The organism is Aeromonas sp. 600948 (genome assembly GCF_049174875.1).
Lineage (GTDB): Bacteria > Pseudomonadota > Gammaproteobacteria > Enterobacterales > Aeromonadaceae > Aeromonas > Aeromonas veronii_A.
This window is the reverse complement of the sequence record NZ_JAAKTY010000026.1, coordinates 29,347-49,109: the sequence shown is the minus strand read 5'-3', so window position 1 is coordinate 49,109 and position 19,763 is coordinate 29,347. Positions and strand designations below refer to the sequence as shown.

Annotated in this window: 21 protein-coding genes; 15 read left to right on the top strand and 6 right to left on the bottom strand. The window is 57.3% G+C overall.

What is annotated here, in order from left to right; translation table 11 throughout:
• Nucleotides 1-42: 42 nt before the first annotated feature.
• Nucleotides 43-363, bottom strand: a complete 321-nt coding sequence (locus tag G5182_RS18015) for an SMR family transporter (RefSeq protein WP_005335659.1) — start codon at nucleotides 361-363, stop codon at nucleotides 43-45.
• Nucleotides 360-746: a DMT family transporter gene (locus tag G5182_RS18010; protein WP_005335660.1), complete on the bottom strand. Its 387-nt coding sequence runs from the start codon at nucleotides 744-746 to the stop codon at nucleotides 360-362. The genes G5182_RS18015 and G5182_RS18010 overlap by 4 nt, the downstream gene beginning before the upstream one ends.
• A gap of 158 nt (nucleotides 747-904) precedes the next feature.
• Here G5182_RS18010 and G5182_RS18005 point away from each other — a divergent pair, with 158 nt between their 5' ends.
• The 3 genes from G5182_RS18005 to ppa all read left to right on the top strand — a co-directional run bounded on the left by G5182_RS18005 (nucleotide 905) and on the right by ppa (nucleotide 4,224).
• Nucleotides 905-1,786, top strand: coding sequence for a LysR family transcriptional regulator (locus G5182_RS18005; protein WP_216979467.1), 882 nt, complete (start codon nucleotides 905-907; stop codon nucleotides 1,784-1,786).
• A 110-nt stretch (nucleotides 1,787-1,896) separates the two neighbouring features.
• A complete protein-coding gene (locus G5182_RS18000; protein ID WP_216952039.1) occupies nucleotides 1,897-3,477 on the top strand; it encodes a DUF3369 domain-containing protein in 1,581 nt (526 codons plus the stop codon).
• A gap of 216 nt (nucleotides 3,478-3,693) precedes the next feature.
• Nucleotides 3,694-4,224 carry an inorganic diphosphatase gene (gene ppa, locus G5182_RS17995; RefSeq protein ID WP_005335667.1) on the top strand — a complete coding sequence of 177 codons (531 nt, stop codon included), beginning with the start codon at nucleotides 3,694-3,696 and terminating at the stop codon, nucleotides 4,222-4,224.
• Between the two features lie 28 nt (nucleotides 4,225-4,252).
• Here ppa and G5182_RS17990 read toward each other — a convergent pair whose 3' ends face one another.
• Entirely contained in the window at nucleotides 4,253-4,600 is a 348-nt protein-coding gene (locus G5182_RS17990; protein WP_167557563.1) for a hypothetical protein, read from the bottom strand.
• A 139-nt stretch (nucleotides 4,601-4,739) separates the two neighbouring features.
• Between G5182_RS17990 and G5182_RS17985 the strand changes: the two genes are divergently transcribed.
• The 12 genes from G5182_RS17985 to G5182_RS17930 all read left to right on the top strand — a co-directional run bounded on the left by G5182_RS17985 (nucleotide 4,740) and on the right by G5182_RS17930 (nucleotide 15,385).
• The gene (locus G5182_RS17985) at nucleotides 4,740-5,630 is read left to right on the top strand and encodes a hypothetical protein (RefSeq protein WP_167557564.1); all 891 of its coding nucleotides are present in this window, start codon (nucleotides 4,740-4,742) and stop codon (nucleotides 5,628-5,630) included.
• Nucleotides 5,631-5,850: 220 nt separating this feature from the next.
• A complete protein-coding gene (locus G5182_RS17980) occupies nucleotides 5,851-6,393 on the top strand; it encodes a YtfJ family protein (RefSeq protein WP_005343253.1) in 543 nt (180 codons plus the stop codon).
• A gap of 44 nt (nucleotides 6,394-6,437) precedes the next feature.
• The gene (locus G5182_RS17975; protein ID WP_110303537.1) at nucleotides 6,438-6,737 is read left to right on the top strand and encodes a DUF2607 family protein; all 300 of its coding nucleotides are present in this window, start codon (nucleotides 6,438-6,440) and stop codon (nucleotides 6,735-6,737) included.
• A gap of 31 nt (nucleotides 6,738-6,768) precedes the next feature.
• A complete protein-coding gene (locus G5182_RS17970; RefSeq protein ID WP_421254600.1) occupies nucleotides 6,769-7,353 on the top strand; it encodes a DUF2796 domain-containing protein in 585 nt (194 codons plus the stop codon).
• Between the two features lie 4 nt (nucleotides 7,354-7,357).
• Nucleotides 7,358-8,047, top strand: coding sequence for an ABC transporter ATP-binding protein (locus G5182_RS17965; RefSeq protein ID WP_216975925.1), 690 nt, complete (start codon nucleotides 7,358-7,360; stop codon nucleotides 8,045-8,047).
• Nucleotides 8,041-9,288 carry an ABC transporter permease gene (locus G5182_RS17960; RefSeq protein ID WP_005354695.1) on the top strand — a complete coding sequence of 416 codons (1,248 nt, stop codon included), beginning with the start codon at nucleotides 8,041-8,043 and terminating at the stop codon, nucleotides 9,286-9,288. The genes G5182_RS17965 and G5182_RS17960 overlap by 7 nt, the downstream gene beginning before the upstream one ends.
• 32 nt (nucleotides 9,289-9,320) lie before the next feature.
• The gene (locus G5182_RS17955) at nucleotides 9,321-9,794 is read left to right on the top strand and encodes a DUF3299 domain-containing protein (RefSeq protein ID WP_026034852.1); all 474 of its coding nucleotides are present in this window, start codon (nucleotides 9,321-9,323) and stop codon (nucleotides 9,792-9,794) included.
• Nucleotides 9,795-9,898: 104 nt separating this feature from the next.
• The gene (locus G5182_RS17950) at nucleotides 9,899-10,759 is read left to right on the top strand and encodes a TIGR03899 family protein (RefSeq protein ID WP_227341389.1); all 861 of its coding nucleotides are present in this window, start codon (nucleotides 9,899-9,901) and stop codon (nucleotides 10,757-10,759) included.
• A gap of 276 nt (nucleotides 10,760-11,035) precedes the next feature.
• A complete protein-coding gene (locus tag G5182_RS17945) occupies nucleotides 11,036-12,664 on the top strand; it encodes a PAS domain-containing methyl-accepting chemotaxis protein (RefSeq protein WP_421254599.1) in 1,629 nt (542 codons plus the stop codon).
• A 548-nt stretch (nucleotides 12,665-13,212) separates the two neighbouring features.
• The gene (locus tag G5182_RS17940; RefSeq protein ID WP_227341391.1) at nucleotides 13,213-13,884 is read left to right on the top strand and encodes a hypothetical protein; all 672 of its coding nucleotides are present in this window, start codon (nucleotides 13,213-13,215) and stop codon (nucleotides 13,882-13,884) included.
• 397 nt (nucleotides 13,885-14,281) lie between these two features.
• Nucleotides 14,282-15,004: an FRG domain-containing protein gene (locus G5182_RS17935; protein WP_227341392.1), complete on the top strand. Its 723-nt coding sequence runs from the start codon at nucleotides 14,282-14,284 to the stop codon at nucleotides 15,002-15,004.
• 99 nt (nucleotides 15,005-15,103) lie between these two features.
• Nucleotides 15,104-15,385, top strand: a complete 282-nt coding sequence (locus G5182_RS17930; protein ID WP_227341393.1) for a hypothetical protein — start codon at nucleotides 15,104-15,106, stop codon at nucleotides 15,383-15,385.
• 373 nt (nucleotides 15,386-15,758) lie between these two features.
• Here the strand turns inward: G5182_RS17930 and cysC are convergent, their stop codons facing one another.
• From cysC to cysN, 3 genes are all read right to left on the bottom strand, one after another.
• The gene (gene cysC / locus G5182_RS17925; RefSeq protein ID WP_227341394.1) at nucleotides 15,759-16,349 is read right to left on the bottom strand and encodes an adenylyl-sulfate kinase; all 591 of its coding nucleotides are present in this window, start codon (nucleotides 16,347-16,349) and stop codon (nucleotides 15,759-15,761) included.
• A 248-nt stretch (nucleotides 16,350-16,597) separates the two neighbouring features.
• A complete protein-coding gene (locus G5182_RS17920) occupies nucleotides 16,598-18,322 on the bottom strand; it encodes an SLC13 family permease (protein ID WP_319919670.1) in 1,725 nt (574 codons plus the stop codon).
• Between the two features lie 4 nt (nucleotides 18,323-18,326).
• A complete protein-coding gene (gene cysN / locus G5182_RS17915) occupies nucleotides 18,327-19,754 on the bottom strand; it encodes a sulfate adenylyltransferase subunit CysN (RefSeq protein ID WP_421254598.1) in 1,428 nt (475 codons plus the stop codon).
• Between the last annotated feature and the right edge of the window lie 9 nt (nucleotides 19,755-19,763).

Here is a 19,763-nt window from a genome sequence, read left to right as displayed (position 1 = left end):
GCTCGGTTGCGACCGGGCGGCTTTTCTTATTGCTTCAGGTTATCAGGCGGTAGTCAACATAACGACAGCCAGCGCCATCACCATCATGCCAGCCCAGCCGATGGGCTTGAGCCGCTCACCGAAGAAGAGCAAACCGCCAAGCGCCGTACCGACGATGCCGATAGCCCCCCAGGTGGCGTAGGCAACAGCCAGGTCAATCTGGCCACCACTTACCGCTTCCGAGAGCAGGGTAAAGGCGCCGAGTACCAGCATGATCCCCAGGAAGCCCCACCCCTTGTAACGAAAACCCTTGGAGCGGTTGATGGCCATGTTGGCGCCGATATCGATCAGTGCGGCACCCAGTACAATCACAAACGGACTCATGCTGTGGCCTCCGCTTCTACTGACTTGTCTGCAGGCTCATCATGGGTCTCCCCCATGGTCACCATAACAATCCCCACTATCGCGAGAGCCAGGCCAATCAGCTCCTGAACGGTCACATCGTAACCAAGGAACATGACCGACACTATGGTGATCAGGGTGATCCCGAGCCCCTCCCAGAGCGCAAACGCAATACCAATGGAGATTGTTTTGGCGGCTTTCGCCAGCAACCAGTACGAGAAACCGATCAACAGCCACATCGGGATGTAATTCATCCAGCCAGCTCCCTGCTCGGGGATCATGGCCATGCTGGAGGTACCGGCGACCTCGGTCACGATGGCGCCGGTCAAAAATAGCCGGGCCAGAAACATACGACTTAATAACATATAAGATGCCTTTGTTGCTTCGACGGGAGAGATGGTAAACGGGGAGAAGCAACTCGCGACAATCGCTCAGCGTCGATTATTCCGACGCCACAGGTTTGCCTTGCCTTGGTTCGGCACGCTAAGGTGATGGTGAAAAACTCCGTCATGGTCTGTAAAACATGAAGTTATATCAGATAGAACTCTTTGTAGAGTCAGCCAATAGCGGCTCTATTGCCAACACCGCCCGTCGTCTCGGCAAAAGCCGCAGCGCTGTCAGCACCTCCATCGCAGCACTGGAAGTTGAGCTTGGCGTCGAACTTTTCGAACGAGGAGCCAATCAGAGTCGCCTGACCGAGATCGGCGAGCTGGTACTTGATGATTGCACTCGCCTGCTACAGGCGGCCAACAGCTTGCAGCAGAAGTGCAAACATTACGCCTCGGGTGCCGAAGTGGCGCTGCGGGTTGCCCGCGATGACGCAATCCCCGAGCAAGTGTGGCGCGAGATGCTGGCCAGCCTGCACAACCAGTTTCCCGGCACCAGTATCTCGCTGGTGCTTGCCTCTCCGCCTGAACTGCCAGCGCTGGTGGAAGAGGGGTTCGTCGATGCCGCATTTGGCCTTATTACCGAGGATCAGGAGCGCAGCGGCCTCAACATCGATCTGCTCAACCCGATCCGCACCCTGATGGTGGTGGCGCCCAGCCATCCGCTGGCCGGACTGAAGCGGGTCAAACAGCAGGATCTGACCGATCACACCCAGGTAACTCTCTCGTATGTAGATGAATTTTCTGTAAAAAGCCTGCTACCTGTGGGAGGCCAGCATATAGGTCTCTCCAGCTTCGAGTTGATGCGTAACGCGGTCCTCGATGGGCTGGGCTGGGCGGTGCTCCCCTCGCCACTTATCCAGAGCCAGCTGCGACAAGGCACCCTGCTGACCCTGAAGCACAAGTTCAGCCTGCAGTGGCGAGACTATGGCGTCTATCTGGCAGAAAATGCCTATCACGGCAAAGTATTGGCCTGGTTGAAAAAATCGATCCAGAGTTATCTTGAGCCTTTCGAGTAAAGATGAAAGAGGCGGTGCCAGCTCACGATATCTGCTTATCCTGATGATCCTGACAGAGGTGATCGTGCATACTCTTCACATACTCATTGAGCGCCGGAGGCGTAACCGATATGAGCAGTGCCCAAGACAAGGACGATATCTGGCTGGATGACGACATCATCGAACTCGATGATGAAGAGGTCGTGGTCCCCAAGGCACTCAATCCCTGGCAAGTGCTGATCGTGGATGATGAGCCGGATATTCATCACGCCACCCGGCTTGCCCTCTCCAATATTCAATACAAATCTCGCCCGCTCGAGCTGCTCAACGCCTATAGTGGTGCAGAAGCCGCCACCATGCTGGAGGCCAATCCCAGGATTGCCCTGATCCTGCTGGATGTGGTGATGGAGACCGAAGATGCCGGTTTGCGGCTGGTGCACCGGATCCGCAACGAGATGCGCAACTCGCTGGTGCGGATCGTGCTGCGTACCGGCCAACCCGGTCAGGCACCGGAACAAAGGGTGATCCTCGATTACGACATCAACGACTACAAGACCAAGACCGAGTTGACGGTACAAAAACTCTTCACCACCGTCATCGCCTCCCTTCGCTCCTACGAAACCCTCAGCGCCATCGACAAGAGCCGACAGGGACTCGGCAAAATTCTGGAGGGCGCGGGCGATCTCTACCATCTCCATTCACTCAAGGAGTTTGCTTCCGGCGTGCTCAAACAGATCAGCGCCATTCTCGATGTGGGCACCGAAGGGGCCATCTGTGCCGAACGCCGTCCAGGCGAACATGGGCTTGAGATCCTGGCGGCAACCGGAGACTACGAGGCGCTGCTGGAGGAGAAGAGCCTTGATGAATTTTCTGCCCTGAAAGAGTCGGTCATGAAGGCGTTAAACGAGCGCTGCAACCGCTTTGAACACCCGCAGGACTCTCTCTATATTGCAGCCCAGAATGGCCGCGAGTTCGTGTTGAGCTTCACCCCGACCCAGCCTCTGGATCCTCTCGAGTGCGACCTGCTGGATGTCTTCTGCCAGCGCATCTCGGCGGCCTACGACAATCTCTATCTCTACAACCAGCTGCTTCGTGCCCAGGAGGCCACCGTGGTGGCGCTGGCGGCGCTGGCGGAGTTTCGTGATTCCGATACCGGCGAGCATGTCTTGCGGGTGCAGAAGCTCTCGGATGCCATCGTGGCCGAATTGAAGCAGATGGCGGTCTACCCGGAGCAACTGACTCCGGAGTTTGTCGAAATGATCGGTATGGCTTCCATCCTGCACGATGTGGGCAAGGTGGGCACCCCGGACCATATCCTGCACAAGCCCGGCCGTTTCGACCCGGAAGAGCGGGCCATCATGGAGCAGCACGCCGGTATCGGCGCCAATATCCTGCACAAGGCGGGCGAAATGGTGGAGGGAACCAGCTACCTCTCGCTGGGGGCAGAGATCGCCCGGGGCCACCATGAGCACTTCGATGGCAAGGGCTACCCGCAGCAGCTGGCTGGCCAGCAGATCCCGCTGTCGGCGCGGATTGTGGCGGTAGTCGATGTGTTCGATGCCCTGCTCAGCAAGCGCCCCTACAAGGAGCCCTGGACGCTGACGCAGACCATGGAGTATATCCAGTCCCGCTCCGGTACCCAGTTTGACCCTCATGTAGTGACAGCCCTGTCGCGACTGGTCAACGAGTCGAGACTCCCCTACTCGCTCTGACCCTCTTTACTCGCAACTCCACATGCTCTGCCGGTGACCTTGCTCACCGGCAGAGCATCAAAACAGCCGTTTTGTTGCATCCCGCACACATCAAAGTGCCGCAAAGCGGAAACATCCCCCTTCTTTGTTAACGATAACCGCTGAAATATGGTCATTTAACATCACATCGCTATAATATCGGCCTGCAAACCTGATACTAACAACGAAGGAATTATCATGAGCCTGAACCTGGTACCGGCTGGCAAGAGCCTGCCCGACGATATCTATGTCATCATCGAAATCCCGCAGAATGCCGACCCGATCAAATACGAAGTCGACAAGGACAGCGGTGCTATTTTCGTTGATCGCTTCATGTCTACCCCGATGTTCTATCCGTGCAACTACGGCTACGTGAACGCGACCCTCTCTCTGGATGGTGACCCCGTCGACGTACTGGTTCCGACCCCCTACCCGCTGCTGGCCGGCTCCGTCATTCGCTGCCGCCCGGTTGGCGTGCTGAAGATGACCGACGAATCTGGCGAAGATGCCAAGATCGTTGCCGTGCCGCACTCCAAGCTGACCAAGCAGTACGACCACATCCAGGATGTGAACGATCTGCCGGAACTGCTGAAAGCCCAGATCCAGCACTTCTTCGAGCGCTACAAAGAGCTGGAAGCGGGCAAATGGGTCAAGGTGGAAGGTTGGGGCGACAAGGCCGCTGCCGAAGCCGAGATCAAAACCTCTGCCGAGCGTTACGCTGCCAAGTAAGCATCACTCGGTTTGTAAAAAAGGCGCCTTATGGCGCCTTTTTTGTCGGTGTTTGCGGCAGCAGACCGGCCGCCTCTTCGGCAGGATTGCCCTGAATGTATATTTCACGGCCATCTTTCTGGTAGGGACGATAGTAATCACCGCCACAGCGATAGCCGCCGCCCGGCTGGCTCATCAGCTCGCAGTTGACCGGCAACACCTCCAGCCACTTGATGGCCTGCTGGTAGCGCAGCCACTCCTGCCATTCGTGTTCGCGCGCCAGCTGGTCACGCAGGGCAAAGGTATCCGCAACGGACATCCCCTTGTTGACGATCACCTGACCCGCCATGGCTGGCAGGCTGAGCAGCCCAAACAGCACTATGATCCAAGGCTTCATAACCCCTCCAGAGTGACTTAATTTCACAATTAAATTAAAAGTCACATCAATCTGTTATCCAGATCACAAAACGAAACATCACCAAAGTGGTGCCGGCTCACCTAGTTGTTAATTATCGTCCACGGCAGGAAGCACCACCATGAAGCTGACCCCCGCGCTGTTGCTCAGCCTCACTCTCTACACCACCCTTGGCGCCACAAGCAACGCCAGCGAGATCAACATGAGCTGGCAGTGGCAATCCACCGATGGCCAGCGCAAGCACTTCCAGCTGACCACCGACGATCAGGTGATGGCCGCCAGTCGCCACGAGATGAGCCTGCTGAAGGCCTCTCTCACCAATCCGCTGGAGACCCTTTACGCCTATATCAGCCCACGGCTCTACAACAGCATCAACCTGATCAATCAGAGCAGCCCCGAGACAGCTACCAAGTTTCGCAATCTGGAGCAGGCCTTCACCCTGCGGGACGACAGCATGGAGTCGCTGCTATTCTGGCAAGCCTACCAACAGTATCAGGAGGATGCCTTCTACCAGATGAGGGTGATACCCTGCGTCCATCCTGCCAATCGCAAACTGCCTTGCGTACGCCCCGATTACTCCCAGCTCTTCTACCACTTCAAAGGGCACCTCAAGCCACTGGCGCAGCAGTTTGCCGCCAAGGATCTCGCCACCAGCGTCAGCCTGATGCAAGAGTGGCTAAACGCCATCCCCACCCAGCCGGAGCAGCTGGATCACTTCGCGCCGCCGCTGCAGGCACTGCAAGATAACAAGGCCGACAGCGATGAGAAGGCTCTGCTGATGGCCAGCCTGCTGGCAGAGCTGGCCCCGCAATATGTGCTCAGCATCATCTATCCGGATATCAGCATCGGCAGCGTCTCCCCTGCCTGGCTGGCCATTACGGCAGACAGTGGCGTACCCGGTGATGTGGTGGTGATCAACAATCAGCGCCATGTGCTGCTGACCGGCTCGTCCCTGCTGGCCCAGCAGATGACCATGGCCAAGATCCCCCTCATCAGCGAGTCGCTCTACTGACGCAGACAGCTCAGACCAGCAGCCAATTCATTGATTTTTATCGATGTCATGCCATCCTAGCCGCCCTTGCCAGCCAACCACCTGACTGGCGGGGCGCCGACGCTTCTGAATTGCGATCTTATTTAACACTTTTTAAACAGATCCGATCAGTTTAGGATGAAGCTCGTCCATTCCCTCAATCCGAAACTCGTTATAACATAACAAATGGAGTGTCATCAGGATGAAACATCTCGTACTTACTTTGGCGCTGCTGCCATCTCTGGTCTTTGCTCACAACTTCAAGGATGGCAACCCGGTGCCGCTGGTCAATGTCAGCGACAAGGGGGAGCTGGTACTGAATGGCAAGGATATCGGCTACCAGCCGTGGCAGAGCACCTCGCTCACCGGCAAGGTGTTCCTGATCCAGCATATTGCCGGTCGCTCCAGTGCCAAGGAGCTGAACGCCCCGATGATCGAGGCGATCAAGGCCGCCAAGCTGCCGCAAGACAAGTACCAGACCGTTACCGTCATCAACAGCAATGACGCCATCTGGGGCACCTCCGGCTTCGTGAAGAGCAGTGCCGAGGACAGCAAGAAAGAGTTCCCCTGGTCCGCCATGGTGCTGGATGCCAAGGGCATGGCGCGCAACGCCTGGGATCTGACGCCGGAAAGCTCGGCGATCATTCTGCTGGATAAAGAGGGCAAGGTGCTGTTTGCCAAAGATGGCCAGCTCGACGCCAACAACATTGCTACCGTGATGGGGCTCATCAAGTCCCATCTCTAAGTCAGAGAGAAAGGGCGCTGATGGCGCCCTTTCCATAAGGGTCTATGGGTCGTATCAAGCTGAAAATCTGGATCTTGCTGCTGGGCTGGTTATGGCTGCAGCCTGCCCTTGCCCGGCACCAGTTTGAATCTGCCCTGCCCGGCCACGACGACCATCACTGCCTGGTTTGCGCCCTCCATCTGGATGGCAAGCAGGTCATCACCGCCACCCCCTATTGTTTCCCCGGTTCGACCTCTGTTCTGCCCGTCGTTGCAACCATGCAGCGCTCGGCGGATACAGCCACGCTTCACAGCTATGCCATCCGTGCGCCGCCCGCCTCTGTTTTTATCTATCCCTTTGTTTAATTTCGCTATTTGTTTTGAAAAAGGATTAAAGATGAAAGCAGTTACTCTGTTGCTGGCCGCAGCGGCCTTTGGCGCACACGCAAATCACGACGAACACGAGAGCCACAGCCACGGCGCCCACGAGCATGGCCATGGCCACCTCAATCTGGTGGTCGATGGCGACCAGCTGATGATCGAGCTGCAGGCGCCTGCAGCCGATCTGGTAGGCTTCGAGCACGCAGCCAAGAGCGATGAAGAGAAGGCGCAGTATGCCAAGGCGGTCGCCCGCCTCCAGCAGCCTGACGCCCTTTTCCGCTTCGACCCGGCCGCTGGCTGCAAACTGACCCAGCAGGAGCTGCAAGCCGCCAAAGAAGAGCATGACCATGACCATGACCATGACCATGACAAGGCTGCCAGCAACAAACATGAAGACCACCATGATCATGACGAAGCGGGCCACGCCGATATGGGCGCCATGTACACCTACACCTGCGCCACGCCGGCCAAACTGACCGGCCTTGAGGCGACCCTGTTCAGCGTCTATCCGAGCCTTGAGAAGCTGAGCGTGCAGGGGATCCTGCCCACCGGCCAGACCGCTGGCGAGCTGACCCCGTCCGCCAACAAGCTGAGCTGGTAACGCCATGAAAAAAGCCGTGGTTGAGATCCGCGATCTGGCCTTTGCCTGGCCAGGTGGCGACGCTGTACTCGATCTGCCCGCCCTCACCATCCGCGAGGGTGAGCGGGTCTTTATCAAGGGCCCGTCGGGCTCCGGCAAGTCGACCCTGCTCGGGTTGCTGGCCGGGATCCAGACCGCCAACCACGGCACCCTGGAGGTGCTGGGCCAACCATTGGCCCGGCTCTCTGGCCGTGCCCGTGACCACTTCCGGGCGGCCAATCTGGGTTATATCTTCCAGCAGTTCAATCTGCTGCCTTTTCTCTCGGTGCAGGACAACGTGACCGCTGCCCTCACCTTTTCGCCCGCCAAACGGTCTCGCCTGCAAGGGAGTCCGGAGCAGGAGGCGCGCCGTCTGCTGGCGGAGCTGCAACTGCCGGATGACGCACTGCATCGCCCCGTCCATGCCCTCAGCATCGGCCAGCAGCAGCGGGTTGCCGCCGCACGGGCGCTGATCGGCTCGCCGCCACTGGTGATCGCGGACGAGCCCACCTCGGCACTCGACACCGACAACCGGGCCGCCTTTATCAAGCTGTTGTTCGAGGAGTGCGACAAGCAGGGCTCGACCCTGATCTTCGTCAGCCACGACCCTTATCTCGAACCCCTGTTCCCGCGGGTCGAAAACCTGCAACAGCTCAACCGGAGGGCATCATGCTAAAGCTCGCCCTGCAAAGTCTCTGGGCCCGCCGCCTTACCGCCGGGCTCACCCTGCTGGCCGTCGCCATCAGCGTCACCCTGCTGCTCGGGGTGGAGCGGGTGCGCACCCAGGCCCGCGAAAGCTTCTCCAACACCGTCTCGGGAACCGATCTCATCGTCGGCGCCCGCTCCGGTCAGGTGAACCTGCTGCTCTACTCGGTGTTTCGCATCGGCAACCCCACCAACAACGTGGGGTGGGACTCCTATCAGGCCATCAAGCAGAAACCGGGCGTAGCCTGGACCATCCCGCTCTCCCTTGGCGACTCCCACAAGGGATTTCGGGTGCTCGGCACCAATGGCGACTACTTCACCCACCTGAAGTACGGTCAGCAGCAGTCGCTGCAACTGCGGGAAGGGCGGCCTTTCGAGACGCCGTTTGAAGCTGTGCTGGGCGCTCAGGTGGCCGAGAAGCTCGGCTATCACCTTGACCAATCCATCGTCATCGCCCACGGCGCTGGCAACACCTCCTTCAGCCAGCACGACAATCTGCCGTTCAAGGTGGTGGGTATTCTGGCGCCGACCGGTACGCCCATAGATCGCACCATCCATGTGCCGCTGGCGGGGATCGAGGCGATCCATCTCGGTTGGGACACCGGCCGCCACAGCAAGAACGTGACACCGGAGCAGGCGCTGGCGCAGGATCTCACCCCGAAAACCATCACCGCCTTTATGGTGGGGCTGAGCAACCGCATTCTGGCGTTCCAGCTGCAGCGCAGCGTCAACACCTATCCCAAAGAGCCGCTGATGGCGATCCTGCCGGGGGCCGCCCTGCAGGAGCTGTGGAGCCTGATGAGCGTGGCGGAAACCGCCCTCTCGGTCATCGCCGGTTTCGTGGTGGTGGCGGGCCTGATCGGCATGCTGACTACCCTGCTGGCAGGGCTTAACGAACGACGCCGGGAGCTCGCCATCTTGCGATCCCTCGGCGCGGGCCCTGCCCACCTGTTCCTGCTGCTGGCGCTGGAGGCGATGGCGCTGACCACGGTCGGCATCGCTCTCGGCGTCGCCGTGCTCTATCTGGGACAGGGGCTTGCCTCGCCCTGGCTGCTCAGCCACTATGGCCTGCAACTGAGTCTGGGGCTGCCGAGCACCTACGAGTGGCAGTTGCTGGGGGTAGTGTGGCTGGCAGGCATGGTGATCGGCCTGCTCCCTGCCGCCCGCGCTTACCGCTACAGCCTGAGCGATGGTATGAGCATTCGCGTCTAGCGAGACGCCCAAAAATCGAAACAGAAGGACAGATGATGAAGTGGAAAATTGTGGCGCTGCTCGCCAGCCTGCTGGTGCTGCCCGCCCTGGCCGCCGATTACAAAACCATCGACTGGGATGTACTGATCCCGGAAGGGGAAAAACTGCTGCCACCGCCCCAGGTCAATCACGAAGATCCCATGTCGGTGCCGCAACCGGTGGGCGGGGTAAACAAGAAGCTGGACAACCAGGATGTGCGCATTCCGGGCTTCGTGGTGCCGCTGGAAGGGGATGCCAAGAAGATCACCGCCTTCCTGCTGGTGCCCTACTTCGGCGCCTGCATCCATGTGCCGCCGCCCCCCACCAATCAGGTGATCTATGTGAGCTACCCCAAGGGTGCACCGGTGGATGACCTGTGGGATGCCATCTGGGTGAAGGGCAAGATGCGCACGGTCAGCTCCAGCCACGAGATGGCCACCGCCTCCTATTCGATGGAAGCGGTCGAGGTGAGCGTCTACGAGGAGTAATCCTCCCGTTGCAAAAAAAGCGGCCTCCACGGAGGCCGCTTTGTTATCTTGGCATCCCGGTTGGAGTAACATTCAGCTCCAGAACCTGTGCGAATGGAGTCAGCATGGCAGACCTCCCCCCCCCGAAAAAAGAGAGTTCGATCCTGAGCAGCCAGGAGCAGACCCTGCGTCTGGCCCGCAGTCGCGGTATCGACGGCATGCTCACCCGCAACACCGACAGCACCTTCGAACAGCGCGCCACCTTTCGCCATCTGGCGGATCAGGCCGCCCGTCAGCGCAATCTGGAAGCCATCATGGTGATGGCCTCCCGCCACTGCGAAGAGACGGCAGCTGGCGGCGAGATGGACAGCGACTGGCTGACCCGCTTCCTGCAACTGGCGGAAGATATCAGCATGGTGCCGATGCAGCAGCTGTGGGGGCGGATCTTCGCGCTGGAAGTCGCCACGCCGGGCCGCTTCTCCATCCGGGCGCTCGCCACCCTCAAAGAGATGACCCAGCGCGAGGCCCAGCTGTTCCAACGTATCTGCTCACTGACTTGCCACTACACCGGCAGCGACGAGCAGCGACTGCTGCTGGGGCTGCACAAGGGGGCCACCCTGCTGAGTCGTGCCAAGGCAACCCGCCTTGGCCTTGGCAAATACCGGCTGCCCTACAACGCCCTGCTGCAACTGTTTGAGCTGGGGCTGCTGCATCGCGCGGAGCTGGAGTCCGGCCCGCTGCCCGCCGATGGGGTCGAGCTGGAGTTCGGCAACCAGCGCTGGCAGCTGCAGTGCAAGCAGAACAACATCACCCTGCTCTACTACCGCCTCACCCCGGTGGGCAACGAGCTTGCCCAGCTGCTGCAAGAGTCGCCGCTGGAGGAGTACCTGCAAGATCTGAAAACCGTGCTGGTGCAGGGTATCCAGATTGAAGTGATGCAGCTCGTCAGCGCCCCCTCCTCACCCGCTCCCGACCCTCTCCCCTGATCTCTGGCGGGGCAGTGGATGCCCCGTCGGTTCGTGGCTCCTTCGCATCAAGCTGCTGACTCCAAGCTCATGGGCTTGACCAGAATAGGTTGCAAATTGCAGATGCCGCAGAGGCACACCCCGTCTGCTCAGTTGCATATTGCAAACAGCAACGATCTTTTCCTGCCAAAACGGCACTAATAACACATCAATCATTAGCTTTTGCCAGCTGGCCCGCCCTTTGCACACGTCTTGATGCAGATCAAAATTTAACCACCACAGCTCGGGAGCAAGGCCATGAGAATCAATCAACCGGTTACCCAAAGAGAACGTCTCTACCCAGACCACCAGAGCCTCATCTCCACCACGGATCTGGAGAGCCGCATCACCTACGCCAACGAGGAGTTCTGCGAGATTGCAGGCTTCCAGCTCGACGAGCTAGTGGGGGAACACCACAATCTGGTACGTCATCCTGACATGCCGAAACAGGCCTTTGCCGATCTGTGGAACCATATCCGCGAAGGCAAGAGCTGGATGGGGCCGGTGAAGAACCGCTGCAAGAGTGGCGATCACTACTGGGTCAGCGCCTTTGTCACCCCCATCAAGGATGCCAGTGGCCGGGTGGTGGAGTATCAGTCGGTGCGCACCGCCCCGAGCGAGGAGCTCAAACAGCGGGCCGAGAAGGTCTATGCCGACCTGCGCAACAACAAGCTGCCGCTGGCGCTCAAGTTGCCCACCTTCTCCCATACCCTGGCCATCAACCTCTGTCTGCTGCTGAGCCTGCTCGCCATGTTTGCACTGGGCTACAGCCACGATATGAACTGGCAACTGGCGCTGGCCGCCCTGCCGCTGGCGATAGCGGCCATCACCCTGAATGCCCTCTCCCGTCGCCTCGGCAAGCTCAACAAGATGGCCCGCAGTCGCTTTGACAACCCGCTGATGCAGCTGCTCTACACCAACAAGGTGGACAACATCGCCGCCATCGAACTCTCGATGGTGATGAATCAGGCCGAGTTCAACGCCGTGCTGGCCCGCACCCAGCAGACTTGCAGCAAGATCCTGCAGGCCGCCGAGGGGGATCTGCGCAACGCCGAATCCATCACCGACAACCTGCAACAGCAGCAGGCCGAAACCAATCAGGTTGCGACCGCCGTGACCGAAATGTCGGAATCCATTCGCGAGGTGTCACAAAGCTCGACTGACTCCTCCAGCCTGCTGGATGAAACTGCCGTGCTGTTCAAGAGCGGCAACAGTAGCGTGGCCGAAACCGTGGCTGCCGTGGCGGGCATGAACAGTGAACTGATCACCTCCAAGAGCGTGATCAGTGCGCTGGTCGGCCACTGCCGCGATATCGACGGCATCCTCGATGTGATCAACAACATCGCCAACCAGACCAACCTGCTGGCCCTTAATGCCGCCATCGAAGCCGCCCGGGCCGGTGAAGCAGGCCGTGGCTTCTCGGTGGTAGCCGACGAGATCCGCTCGCTCGCCATCAAGACCCAATCCTCTACCAGCGAAATCCAGAAGATGATCACCGAACTGCAGAACAGCTCCGGTGAAGCAGAGCAGGCGATGGAGAAGGGTTGCCTGCTGGCGGACAGCTGCCAGCAGAAGGCATCGGCTACCGGCGCTATCCTGCAGCAAATCAACAGCATGCTGCAGCAGGTTGCCTCCGGCAGCAGCCAGATTGCCCACGCAGTACAAGAGCAATCCCACGTCACTGCCGAGATCAACCGCAACGTGCTCAGCATCAAGACCCTGGCCGATGACTCCAGCGTCGGCAGCCAGCACGCCGTCCACGGCATCACCCAGCTGGTGACCCAGCTGAGCGACCTCAACCGTCTGGTACGCCAGTTCCAGAAAGGGGCTCCGACAAGCCAGAGCCGCTACGAGATGCCAGCCGCCCGCGTGGTGCCGGTTCGCTAAGCCAGATAAAGACAAGCAATCAGCGCAGAAAAACCACATGGGCCCTTGGGCCCATGTGGTTTTTTAATGTCTGCCGACAAGCTGGCGACATACCCGCTTTCCCCTTCCGATTCCCCCCTGCGCTGATGGGCGGCCGCTCTGACACGAACACATCTCCACCAGTTATTGATTAATTTATTGATCTTGCTCAGGAAATGGCCCGCTTGCGCTTTTCACCCCAGCCCCGTTCGGTAACATAGCTGCCTGGCAACCTCTTGTCGGAGTCAGCCATGAGCCAAGCCAGTGCCAAAACGCAGGTAAAAAAGCAGCAGACTGGAGGCTGAAATTCAGGGGCGGTAGCGTGGTTTTTGCAGGTTGGCGCAGAGCGTATCGAGACCCAACAGACGAGCATGATCACCTCAACCAGAGCAGGATAAAGATGGATTGGGCCGGTCTGTAAAACAGATGTGCAGATACGTTTCGCGGTAAACGTTGGGCTTCACTTCGTTCAGCTCCAACCTACGATTTTTAGCCCAACATACGAGATCATTTTCAGCAAGAGCCATTTAATGTCAAAAAGCAAAACTTATAGTGACCCTAGATTTCACTATGAAATATGGAAAGGTCCATCTTCAGAATATGGGAAAAACCATAAATCAATTTTTTACGTTGAAAACCATAATGCTTCATGTGGGTATTCTGAACTTGCTATTGACTTTGGCATGGCCGCTGATGCATTAATTGAAAAATACCGTATTTCAGAGATTGAAAACTGGATTGCTCCAGTTGCTCACATATCGAGACAAGTTATTGAACTACATTTAAAAGCATTGATGCATTCAATAAATACTTTTGACAAAACCTTTGATACTGCGCCTCTTAATAGCCATAGTCTTGAAACGATATGGTTAGCTTGTAAAGATTGGCTCATCGGTAATGGTTACAAGCTTAATGATGATGCTCGCCTTGAAATGACAAACAATATTATTACTGCATATCATGAAATTGACCCTTCCGGAGACCTATTTCGTTTTGGCATATCTAGAAAAATCGCGTTCAATAAGCAGAAGAGCTATGACCGTGTAGGTATATTTTTAGAAAATTTTGAAAAGGAGTTCAAATCAGCACAATGCCTTCTTCGTCACTGGGAGGCAGTAGTATTTAGAGAGTGTGTCAAAATTGAAATGGGCTGGGAGAATGACCCATATTTTTATCCAGACAACTTCCCAAGAAACTCGTAATGCCCACATTGTTTAATACTCAGGGGCGGTAGCGTGGTTTTTGCAGATTGGCGCAGGGTGTAGCCCAGCCCACTAGGCGAGGGCGGTCAGGCCGACCAGCGCGGAATAAATATGGATTTAGTTGATCGGTAAAAAATGTTCAGATACGTTTCACGGTAAACGTTGGGCTTCACTTCGCTCAGCACCAACCTACGACTTTTAGCCCAACATACGAGATAAAAGAGGAAGTCAAGCAAACGCATTCAGCTTCAGAGGGAAGCATATACGGCATTTATTTTAAGTATAATTTCATAGCCTGTATTAGGGTGGAGCTAAGTTATATTGAAGGCGGTATTAATTTATTAGTGCCGCCTTCTATCTAATCACTACCTGAATTACATCATAAAAGGGAATTGAAATGGCAATAGATATTATTGAATGTACTGACTGGAATGATTTTAAAAACAAAATAATTTCAGACCTTTATGTCGAGGGCAGATTTAAAAAAGGAAAATACCTCTTTAGAGGTCAAGGTGGAGAGGATTGGTCATTAAGTTCCTCATTTGATCGTTGGTATCATGGAGAGCTAAAAAATAAAGTTGCAACAGCAAAAGAATTGTTAAATCAGTTCAAAATGGAATGTGAGCTTGAAGACTTACCTGATAATGTCAGAGATAATGACATAATGATGATGAGTTTAGGTCAGCATCATCACCTGCCAACTCGGCTGCTAGATTGGAGCGAAAGTCCTTATGTGTCAGCATTTTTCGCTTTTAGCTTGCATGTCAGGGCAACGGAGGAATCCAGTAATAAAGTTGCTATCTGGGTTTTAAATACAGAAGACCCTATCTGGAATCCAGAATTCGGCTGTGAAATTGTTAATGTACCATCATTTGGTAATGAGCGAATTAAAAATCAACACGGTAAGTTTACACACCTTAAAACACTTGAATCCTCTATTGAAGAGTATGTTGAACATTACCCTAATGAAGGTAGGTTAATAAAGTATGTGTTGCCAGCACGTGATGCTGTAAATGCATTGTCGGATCTAGACTCCATGGGAATTAATTTCGCTAGGATTTACCCCGGAATATATGGAAATGCAATGTCAGCTCAAATTAGAGTACTGGCGAAATTGTAACTCAAACCATTCTCTTAATTTGGAAAAAAACTCGCTACGCGGTTTTTATCGTTTAGCTTAGCCTTAATCAGCATTAGCCATAGGTATAGGAGCTTTAAAGTGGCACAACAAATATACAGAACTGTCAGCCATGTTGATGGGTGGGTAGGTCTGCCTCAGTATGAAATTCGTGGCAATCAAATATATAGAACTGTTTCTCACGCAGATGGCTGGGAAGGATTGCCCCAATACGAAATTCGTGGCAATCAAATTTATCGAACTGTTTCACATGTGGATGGGTGGGAAGGTTTGCCACAGTATGAAATCAGAGGTAACCAAATATACCGGACAGTTTCTCATGTGGACGGCTGGGAAGGCTTGCCACAGTACGAAATAAAGTAATGCTTCACAAGGCTAGGCATAGCGACGTCTTTTTCGTTGTGGCTTCGCCTTCACTACAAAGCCGAGCGTGCTGGCGGCTTTATGTGATTGCTCTGATGGTTCTGTCAGCTCGTAGGTTCGAATAGCGCAGCGTATTCGGATAATCGAGAATAACCCCGCCGCGATATAAGCAAGGATCGGAAGATCCCGTTGCGGGGTTGCTATCGACCGCCTTGGGGCGGCTCAAAACTTGCCGGTGCCACTATAAGCTGGATTTATGGGTTTTCCGATAATGACCCAACTTTTGCTTATAGTGGCTGCCGCCAGCCCATCAGCGCCTGTGGTGGCCAACTTAACGGCTGGCGGGCGCTTGTTATAGGTTCTTCCGATCCAACTACAGGTAGTTCCCCTGCCGCAGGGTGGTCAGCAGCTCATCTACCAGCGCGGCGACCGGTTTACCGGCGTTAAGCAGATGGATTTCCGGCTGCTCGGGTGTCTCATAGGTAGAGTCGATACCGGTAAAGTTGCGAATTTCCCCTGCCCGCGCCTTTTTGTAGAGCCCCTTGGGGTCGCGCTCTTCGCAGACGGCGAGCGGTGCATCGACAAAGACCTCGACAAACTCCCCTTCCCCCAAGAGGCTGCGCACCAGCTCACGCTCGGCACGGAACGGCGAGATAAAGGCGGTGAGCACGATAAGTCCCGCATCCACCATCAGTTTCGCCACTTCGCCGACCCGGCGGATATTCTCCTGCCGCGCAGCATCATCGAAACCAAGATCGCCACAGAGGCCGTGGCGCACATTGTCCCCATCCAGCAGATAGGTATGCTTACCCTCAGCGGCCAGCGCCTGCTCCAGCGCCCCCGCCAGGGTCGATTTGCCCGCCCCCGACAGCCCGGTAAACCAGATCACCAGCGGTTTTTGCCCTTTAAGCTCGGCCCGGCTCTGTTTGTCCACGGCATGCTTGTGCCACACGATATTGCTCATCCCACACTCCTTGCTTGGCGCTCACGCCTCAAAACTTAAACGGTCCGGCACCACGGGGAGCCGCCTTGGACTATCAGCCGACAACGTACTGGTGCCATGGCATTGCTCATCCAACACTCCTTGATTGGCGCTCACGCCTCAAAACTTAAACGGTCCGGAACCACGGGGAGGCGCCTCGGACTATCCGCCGACAACGTGCTGGTGCCATGGCATTGCTCACCCAACACCCCTTGATTGGCGCTCACGCCTTAAAACGGAAACAGCAGGGGCACCATCACAATCACCCCGAGGCTATAGGCCAGCGAGACCGGCAGGGCCAGCTTGAGGTAGTCCGGCATCTTGTAGTTGCCCGCGGCATAGACCATCAGGTTGGTCTGGTAGCCGTAGGGCAGGATAAAGCTGGAGCTCGCCCCGAACAGCACCGCCAGAATAAACGGCATGGTCGAGACATCCATGCTGAGCGCCAGCTGGTAACCCATGGGGAAAGCCAGCGCGGCCGCGGCGTTGTTGCTCATCAGCTCGGTCAGCACCAGCGTAAACACATAGATACCGATAAAGGCGATGATGGGGCTGGCACCGTTGAACTCCCCCATCAGCCAGTCGGCGATAAGCTTGGCCAGCCCGCTCTTTTCCAGCTGATCGGCGATGGCCAGCGCCCCGCCCACCACCAGCCAGATATCCAGCGGAAAGCGGCGGCGGATCTCGTCCAAAGTCAGAATACGGGTAAGCAGCAGCGCCACCAGCATCAGCAGCAACCCCTTGAACAGCGGCACCAGATCAAACACCGAGAGCGCCAGCACCCCGAGAAACCCCAGCACCACGGCGGCGCTGCGCTTGCCATCGAGACGGGTGGAGGCTTCCAGCCCACTCACCACCACAAACTCCCGCCCCAGCGACTTGTTGCGGGCAAACTGGGGGCCAGGAGCCAGCAGCAGGGTATCACCGGCGTGCAGCTCAATCTGGCCGAGGCCACCGGTGAGCTGGGTTTCGCCGCGACGCACCGCCAATACCACCGCATCGAAGTGGGTACGGAATTCGGCATCCTTGATGGTCTGACCCACCAGCCGCGAGCTGTGGCTGACGATCACCTCCACCAGATGCTGGCCGTTGAGGCGGTGCTGGCCGTAGAGATCCAGCCCCTTCATCTCCTGCAACACGCCGACGCTCTCCACATCGCCGCAAAACAGCAGCACATCCCCTTCGTGCAGCTCGTGTTCCGGCTGCACCGGGCAGATCACCTGCTCGCCGCGAATGATTTCTGCCAGATAGAGGCTTTTCAGGCTGCGCAGGCCGTTCTCCTTGACGCTGCGCCCCGCCAGCGGTGAACCGGCGCCCACCTTGGCTTCGAGAAAGTAGCCGGATTCGCGGCTCATCTCGGTATCCTGCACCGGCAGGTGACGGGCAAACAGCAGCACGGCCACCAGACCGGTCAGCAAAGTGCCCGCCCCCACCATAAAGAAGTCGAACATGCCGAGCGGCGGCGCCCCCATCTTGATGAGGAAGCTGTTGACGATAAGGTTGGTGGAGGTGCCGATCAGGGTCAGCACCCCGCCAAAGGTGGCCGCGAAGCACATGGGCAGCAGCAGTCGCGACGGCGCATGGTTGGGGTTGCGTTTGACCGCTCCCAGCATGGAGGCCACCACGGCGGTGTTATTGACGAAGGCAGACAGGAAGGCGGTGGAGAACCACACCTTCACCAGCACCTTGTTGAATGAACCCGTGCCCACCAGATTGGCGAACCAGCTCATGATGCGGGTCTTCTCCACCGCCAGCGACACCAGCAGCAACAGCACCAGCGTCAGCAGGGCACTGTTGGTGTAGCCCGCCGCCACGGCGTTGATATCCGCCAACCCGCTCAGGTAGGTGATGAGCACGGCGCCCGAGAAGAGCAGCGCCGGGCGGAGTTTGCCCTGGATCAGCAGGGCCACGAGAGCAGCCAGCAGACCCAGCACCAGGAATTGTTGCCAGGTCATGGGCTTACTCCTTGCTTATGTCGTTACCGATGGCAAGGGCTTGCCAGTGCGGGAAGTGCTTGCGCACCAGCGCATTGAGCTCGATTTCAAACTCGCTGTAGTGCCCTTTTACCGCTTTGGCCGCCAAGCCTTCCACTATCATGCCGGCGCCGACGGTGACGTTGGTCAGCCGGTCGATCAGGATAAAGCTGCCGGTATCACGGATCTCCTGATACGGGTCGAACGCCACCGGGTCGGTGAGGCTCAGCTCGCACAGGCCGATCTCGTTGAGCTTGAGCTCGCTTGCGTCCAACTCATCCAGCTTGTTGATCTCGATGCGGTGGCGGATGGCCTCCACCTGACCGCGACTCTTCTTGGTGGCCAGTTTGACGTCGTAGACCCGACCCGGTTGCAGGGACTCCTCCCCCATCCAGACGATATGGGCCAGCAGATTCTGGGTCACTTGCGGCTGCTTGGCGGCATCCACCAGCAGGTCGCCGCGGCTGATGTCGATCTCGTCGGCGAAGGTGACCGTGATGGCCTGACCCGGCAGGGCGTACTCCAGATCGCCGTCGAAGGTGACGATGCGGGTCACTGTGCTCTCCTTGCCCGACGGCAGCACCGCCAGCTTGTCGCCCACCCGCAGGATGCCGGAGGCGAGCGTGCCTGCGAAGCCGCGAAAATCGAGATTGGGGCGGTTCACATACTGCACCGGCAGGCGCACCGGATGGCGCTCCAGCTCGCGCTCTACCTCGGCGGATTCCAGCAGGGAGAGCAGGGTTTCGCCCTGATACCAGGCCAGCTTGTCGCTTGGGTTGACCACGTTGTCACCGTCCAGCGCCGAGACCGGCACGATATGAATGGTGTCGACGCTGAGCTTCTTGGCGAACTCGCGATAATCAGCACTGATGCGCTCGAACACCTCCTGACTGAACTCCACCAGATCCATCTTGTTGACCGCCACCACGAACTGCTTGATGCCGAGCAGGCTCGCAATAAAGCTGTGACGACGGGTCTGATCCAGCACGCCTTTGCGGGCGTCGATCAGAATGATGGCCAGATCACAGGTGGAGGCGCCGGTCGCCATGTTGCGGGTGTACTGCTCATGGCCCGGGGTATCCGAGATGATAAATTTGCGCTTGGCGGTGGAGAAATAGCGGTAGGCCACGTCGATGGTGATGCCCTGCTCGCGCTCTGCTTGCAGGCCGTCAACCAGCAGCGCCAAGTCCAGCTTCTCGCCTGTGGTGCCGAGCTTCTGGCTGTCGGACTCCAGCGCTTTGAGCTGATCTTCATAAATCTGCTGGGAGTCGTGCAGCAGGCGACCGATAAGGGTGCTCTTGCCGTCATCCACGCTGCCGCAGGTGAGAAAACGCAGCAGACTCTTGTGCTGCTGGGCGTGCAGGTAGGCTTCGATGCCCTGTTCGGTGATGGCGGTCTGAATATGGCTGTTCATGCTGACGAC

Excerpts from the sequence above, each read along its gene's own strand:
- G5182_RS17965 (WP_216975925.1), top strand. The coding sequence starts at position 7,358 with ATGAAAAAAGCCGTGGTTGAGATCCGCGATCTGGCCTTTGCCTGGCCA.
- cysC (WP_227341394.1), bottom strand. The coding sequence starts at position 16,349 with ATGAGCAATATCGTGTGGCACAAGCATGCCGTGGACAAACAGAGCCGG.
- G5182_RS17975 (WP_110303537.1), top strand. The coding sequence starts at position 6,438 with ATGGGTCGTATCAAGCTGAAAATCTGGATCTTGCTGCTGGGCTGGTTA.
- cysN (WP_421254598.1), bottom strand. The coding sequence starts at position 19,754 with ATGAACAGCCATATTCAGACCGCCATCACCGAACAGGGCATCGAAGCC.
- G5182_RS17920 (WP_319919670.1), bottom strand. The coding sequence starts at position 18,322 with ATGACCTGGCAACAATTCCTGGTGCTGGGTCTGCTGGCTGCTCTCGTG.
- G5182_RS18010 (WP_005335660.1), bottom strand. The coding sequence starts at position 746 with ATGTTATTAAGTCGTATGTTTCTGGCCCGGCTATTTTTGACCGGCGCC.
- G5182_RS17935 (WP_227341392.1), top strand. The coding sequence starts at position 14,282 with ATGGCAATAGATATTATTGAATGTACTGACTGGAATGATTTTAAAAAC.
- G5182_RS17945 (WP_421254599.1), top strand. The coding sequence starts at position 11,036 with ATGAGAATCAATCAACCGGTTACCCAAAGAGAACGTCTCTACCCAGAC.
- G5182_RS17950 (WP_227341389.1), top strand. The coding sequence starts at position 9,899 with ATGGCAGACCTCCCCCCCCCGAAAAAAGAGAGTTCGATCCTGAGCAGC.
- G5182_RS17985 (WP_167557564.1), top strand. The coding sequence starts at position 4,740 with ATGAAGCTGACCCCCGCGCTGTTGCTCAGCCTCACTCTCTACACCACC.
- G5182_RS17960 (WP_005354695.1), top strand. The coding sequence starts at position 8,041 with ATGCTAAAGCTCGCCCTGCAAAGTCTCTGGGCCCGCCGCCTTACCGCC.
- G5182_RS18015 (WP_005335659.1), bottom strand. The coding sequence starts at position 363 with ATGAGTCCGTTTGTGATTGTACTGGGTGCCGCACTGATCGATATCGGC.
- G5182_RS18005 (WP_216979467.1), top strand. The coding sequence starts at position 905 with ATGAAGTTATATCAGATAGAACTCTTTGTAGAGTCAGCCAATAGCGGC.
- ppa (WP_005335667.1), top strand. The coding sequence starts at position 3,694 with ATGAGCCTGAACCTGGTACCGGCTGGCAAGAGCCTGCCCGACGATATC.
- G5182_RS17955 (WP_026034852.1), top strand. The coding sequence starts at position 9,321 with ATGATGAAGTGGAAAATTGTGGCGCTGCTCGCCAGCCTGCTGGTGCTG.
- G5182_RS17980 (WP_005343253.1), top strand. The coding sequence starts at position 5,851 with ATGAAACATCTCGTACTTACTTTGGCGCTGCTGCCATCTCTGGTCTTT.
- G5182_RS17970 (WP_421254600.1), top strand. The coding sequence starts at position 6,769 with ATGAAAGCAGTTACTCTGTTGCTGGCCGCAGCGGCCTTTGGCGCACAC.
- G5182_RS17990 (WP_167557563.1), bottom strand. The coding sequence starts at position 4,600 with ATGAAGCCTTGGATCATAGTGCTGTTTGGGCTGCTCAGCCTGCCAGCC.
- G5182_RS17940 (WP_227341391.1), top strand. The coding sequence starts at position 13,213 with ATGTCAAAAAGCAAAACTTATAGTGACCCTAGATTTCACTATGAAATA.
- G5182_RS18000 (WP_216952039.1), top strand. The coding sequence starts at position 1,897 with ATGAGCAGTGCCCAAGACAAGGACGATATCTGGCTGGATGACGACATC.